Origin of the sequence: Pedobacter hiemivivus, from assembly GCF_004331685.1 — a bacterium.
Lineage (GTDB): Bacteria > Bacteroidota > Bacteroidia > Sphingobacteriales > Sphingobacteriaceae > Pedobacter > Pedobacter hiemivivus.
In genome coordinates this window covers 1-5,156 of record NZ_SJSM01000047.1, presented here as the reverse complement: position 1 = coordinate 5,156, position 5,156 = coordinate 1, and the positions used below count along the sequence as shown (strand labels likewise).

At 47.0% G+C, this 5,156-nt stretch carries 2 tRNA genes and 2 rRNA genes; all 4 read right to left on the bottom strand.

What is annotated here, in order from left to right:
* Positions 1-24 precede the first annotated feature (24 nt).
* Positions 25-2,701: ribosomal RNA gene (locus EZ444_RS26920) — 23S ribosomal RNA — on the bottom strand.
* Positions 2,702-2,953: 252 nt separating this feature from the next.
* Positions 2,954-3,030 (bottom strand) — tRNA-Ala (locus EZ444_RS26915).
* Positions 3,031-3,045: 15 nt separating this feature from the next.
* A tRNA-Ile gene (locus tag EZ444_RS26910) sits at positions 3,046-3,119 on the bottom strand.
* A 184-nt stretch (positions 3,120-3,303) separates the two neighbouring features.
* Positions 3,304-4,764 (bottom strand): 16S ribosomal RNA (locus EZ444_RS26905).
* The 16S and 23S rRNA genes sit together here with 2 tRNA genes alongside, the layout of an rRNA operon.
* Positions 4,765-5,156: the final 392 nt, after the last annotated feature.

Sequence of the window (5,156 nt, the reverse complement as noted above, 5' to 3'; positions counted from 1 at the left end):
GAAGAACAAACAACAGTTTATTGCTCTTGAAAGCTTCGGATGATTAGTATTACTCGACTTTGATCTCACAACCTTTACATCTGTAACCTATCAACGTAGTAGTCTGCTACGGTCCTATATGGAATTCTCATCTCGTGGCTAGTTTCGCACTTAGATGCTTTCAGCGCTTATCTATTCCCAGCGTAGCTACTCACGAGCCGACATCGAGGTGCCAAACCTCCCCGTCGATATGAGCTCTTGGGGGAGATCAGCCTGTTATCCCCAGCGTACCTTTTATCCTTTGAGCGATGGCCCTTCCATGCAGAACCACCGGATCACTATATCCGTCTTTCGACCCTGCTCGGCTTGTTTGCCTCACAGTCAAGCAAGCTTATGCTATTGCACTCCTCATACGGTTACCAAGCGTATTGAGCTTACCTTTGAAAGCCTCCGTTACCTTTTTGGAGGCGACCACCCCAGTCAAACTACCCATCAAACAATGTCCCTAGMYWWGCCAGGTTAGACACCGAATACAAAAAGGGTGGTATTTCAACGTTGACTCCACAACACCTAGCGATGCCACTTCATAGTCTCCCACCTATCCTACACATCCTGTATCCAATGTCAATGTTAAATTGTAGTGAAGGTGCATGGGGTCTTTCCGTCCCGTTGCGGGTACCCGGCGTCTTCACCGGGACCACAATTTCACCGAGCTCATGGCTGAGACAGCGCCCAGATCGTTACACCATTCGTGCAGGTCGGAACTTACCCGACAAGGAATTTCGCTACCTTAGGACCGTTATAGTTACGGCCGCCGTTTACTGGGGCTTCGATTCAATGCTTCTCCTTGCGGATGACATCCCCTCTTAACCTTCCAGCACCGGGCAGGTGTCAGGCCTTATACTTCATCTTTCGATTTTGCAAAGCCATGTGTTTTTGTTAAACAGTCGCCTGGGCCTTTTCACTGCGGCTGATATTGCTACCAGCGCCCCTTCTCCCGAAGTTACAGGGCCATTTTGCCGAGTTCCTTAGCCATGATTCACTCGAGCGCCTTAGAATTCTCTTCCCGGATACCTGTGTCGGTTTGCGGTACGGGTTTTTATAACCTGAAGCTTAGCGGTTTTTCTTGGAAGTCTGATTACCTGCACTATCCACGCCCCCGAAGGTTTGCGGTACTATCAGCGTTCAGCAAGACCGGCGGATTTGCCTACCAGTCCTATACCTACAGCCTTCAACGATCTATTCCGTCAGATCGCGGCAGTGTCACTACTCCGTCCCCACATCGCAGTTATAAAAAGTACGGAAATATTAATCCGTTGTCCATCGAATTTCCCCTTCGGGTTCTCCTTAGGCCCCGACTAACCCTGATCCGATTAGCGTTGATCAGGAAACCTTATCCTTTCGGCGGGCAGGTTTCTCGCCTGCCTTATCGTTACTTATGCCTACATTTGCTTTTCCAGAAGCTCCAGCAAAACTTACGTCATACCTTCGCTGCCGCTGGAATGCTCCCCTACCGTAATATTAATATTACCCATAGCTTCGGTGTACAATTTTATGCCCGTTTATTATCCATGCCCGATCGCTCGACTAGTGAGCTGTTACGCACTCTTTAAATGAATGGCTGCTTCCAAGCCAACATCCTAGCTGTCTATGCAATCGGACCTCGTTAGTTCAACTTAACTGTAACTTGGGGACCTTAGCTGATGGTCTGGGTTCTTTCCCTCTCGGCGCGTGACCTTAGCACCCCGCGCCTCACTGCCGTGTATATTAAATAGCATTCGGAGTTTGTCTGGATTTGGTAGGATTTGACTCCCCCGCACCCAATCAGTAGCTCTACCTCTATTTAACTWAACCACGACGCTGTTCCTAAAAACATTTCGGGGAGTACGAGCTATTTCCCAGTTTGATTAGCCTTTCACCCCTACCCACAGATCATCCGGAAACTTTTCAACGTTTATCGGTTCGGTCCTCCAGTACGTGTTACCGCACCTTCAACCTGTCCATGGGTAGATCACAAGGTTTCGCGTCTACCTCCCCTGACTATACGCCCTATTCAGACTCGCTTTCGCTTCGGATCCGTGTCTTAAACACTTAACCTTGCCAGAGAAGAGTAACTCGTAGGCTCATTATGCAAAAGGCACGCCGTCACGCCACCTGGACGCTCCGACCGCTTGTAAGCACACAGTTTCAGGTTCTATTTCACTCCCCTGTTCGGGGTTCTTTTCACCTTTCCCTCACGGTACTGGTTCACTATCGGTCTCTCAGGAGTATTTAGCCTTACCGGATGGTGCCGGCAGATTCCCACAAGGCGTCTCCGACCTCGCGGTACTCAGGATACTACTAGACTAATGGTACTTACGTGTACGAGGCTCTCACTCTATATTGCCAGGCTTCCCATCCTGTTCCACTTCATTGCATTATAATCATATCGTAGTCCTACAACCCCACTAATGCCGTAACATCAATGGTTTGGGCTCTTTCCCGTTCGCTCGCCACTACTTAGGAAATCATTATTATTTTCTCTTCCTCTGCTTACTTAGATGTTTCAGTTCGGCAGGTTTGCGTACATTGTACAACTAGTCTTCAACTAGCTAGGTTTCCCCATTCAGAAATCTCCGGATCAATTCATATTTGCTAATCCCCGAAGCTTATCGCAGCTTATCACGTCTTTCATCGCCTCTGAGAGCCAAGGCATCCCCTGTGTGCTCTTAATTACTTTCTTCTCTCCATAGCCTTTTGCGCCTATGGAAATGCTTTTTTTGATTGTTGTTAAAAGAATAAAGATAATTGATCATGAACAACGACCGAAGTCTTCATCCCTTTTCTTTCCTCTTTTGTCCTTCAAACAACGTCTCTATTGTTGTTTGCTCTTCTTTTTTAACTTCTTCCAATATGTCAAAGAACTTTCTATCCCGGGTTGCTTTCCTTTCGGTTKGCTTCCTATTTACGTGCCTTTTSTAACAGACACCGGTGATGGTGGAGAATAACGGAGTCGAACCGTTGACCTCCTGCGTGCAAGGCAGGCGCTCTAGCCAGCTGAGCTAATCCCCCTTAGAATATATAATGTAGTCCCGAGCAGATTTGAACTGCTGACCCCTACATTATCAGTGTAGTGCTCTAACCAACTGAGCTACGGGACTATTTGTTTTTCATTCCGACGGTATTTGAGTACTGATTTCTCATTTCACAAATCCTTGTCKTTACTCCTGCAAATACCTTCGCTTAGTTGAAACACTATGTGATGTTTCATCCTATGGGTTTTTCTTTTGAGATTTTWYTGTCATTTATATCATTTAGCATAGCAAGTAGTCSGAACTACTCCAGAAAGGAGGTATTCCAGCCGCACCTTCCGGTACGGCTACCTTGTTACGACTTAGCCCCAGTTATCGGTTTTACCCTAGGACGCTCCTTACGGTTACATACTTTAGGTACCCCCAACTTCCATGGCTTGACGGGCGGTGTGTACAAGGCCCGGGAACGTATTCACCGCGTCATTGCTGATACGCGATTACTAGCGAATCCAACTTCAAGAGGTCGAGTTGCAGACCTCTATCCGAACTGTGAATGGCTTTGTGAGATTCGCATACTGTTACCAGCTAGCTGCCCTCTGTACCATCCATTGTAGCACGTGTGTAGCCCCGGACGTAAGGGCCATGATGACTTGACGTCGTCCCCTCCTTCCTCTCTGTTTGCACAGGCAGTCTGTTTAGAGTCCCCACCTTAACGTGCTGGCAACTAAACATAGGGGTTGCGCTCGTTGCGGGACTTAACCCAACACCTCACGGCACGAGCTGACGACAGCCATGCAGCACCTAGTTTCGTGTGATTGCTCACTCATCTATCTCTAAATGATTCACTAACTTTCAAGCCCGGGTAAGGTTCCTCGCGTATCATCGAATTAAACCACATGCTCCTCCGCTTGTGCGGGCCCCCGTCAATTCCTTTGAGTTTCACCCTTGCGGGCGTACTCCCCAGGTGGAATACTTAACGCTTTCGCTTAGCCGCTAACTGTGTATCGCTAACAGCGAGTATTCATCGTTTAGGGCGTGGACTACCAGGGTATCTAATCCTGTTTGATCCCCACGCTTTCGTGCCTCAGCGTCAATCACACCATAGTAAGCTGCCTTCGCAATCGGTGTTCTGTGACATATCTATGCATTTCACCGCTACTTGTCACATTCCGCCTACCTCTAGTGTATTCAAGCTCATCAGTATCAAGGGCACTGCGATGGTTGAGCCACCGTCTTTCACCCCTGACTTAATAAGCCGCCTACGCACCCTTTAAACCCAATAAATCCGGATAACGCTTGGATCCTCCGTATTACCGCGGCTGCTGGCACGGAGTTAGCCGATCCTTATTCCTTCGGTACATTCAGCACAYTACACGTAATGTGGTTTATTCCCGAATAAAAGCAGTTTACGACCCAGAGGGCTGTCTTCCTGCACGCGGCATGGCTGGTTCAGAGTTGCCTCCATTGACCAATATTCCTTACTGCTGCCTCCCGTAGGAGTCTGGTCCGTGTCTCAGTACCAGTGTGGGGGGTCATCCTCTCATGCCCATCTTAATCCTATAAATATTTGAACATTGGATAATGCTATCCTGTGTTTTTATGCGGTGTTAATCCGAATTTCTTCGGGCTATCCCCCTGATTAAGGTAGGTTGCATACGCGTTACGCACCCGTGCGCCACTTTCCTACCGAGCAAGCCCGGTAGTATCGTTCGACTTGCATGTATTAGGCCTGCCGCTAGCGTTCATCCTGAGCCAGGATCAAACTCTCCATTGTAAAATGTTATGTTTGAACACTGACCATTCTTAACTTGTATTAATAATAGTCTTATTCTAATTATATATTGTCTAGTTAGATTCTGACTTGAAAAAATAGCTTTGGTTTTCATGTACTTTGAAACTGTACTATCTTACCTCGCTATGCTTTATAAATGACATCTCTTTAATGAACTTCTCGAATCGCCTCACGGGTCTTCTTTATATTTCTTCGTTTATTATTCTTCAGTTTCGTTCCGGTCTTAATGTTCCGAATCTCAGTTTCAAATCCTCAACGTTTCAATCTTTTTTATTCTGTTAACAAACTCCGTTTGGTAACTCCCGTTCTGTTTGGGATTGCAAAGGTAGAAATCTTTTTGGTTTTGTCAAGCTTTTTATTAAACTTTATTTCTT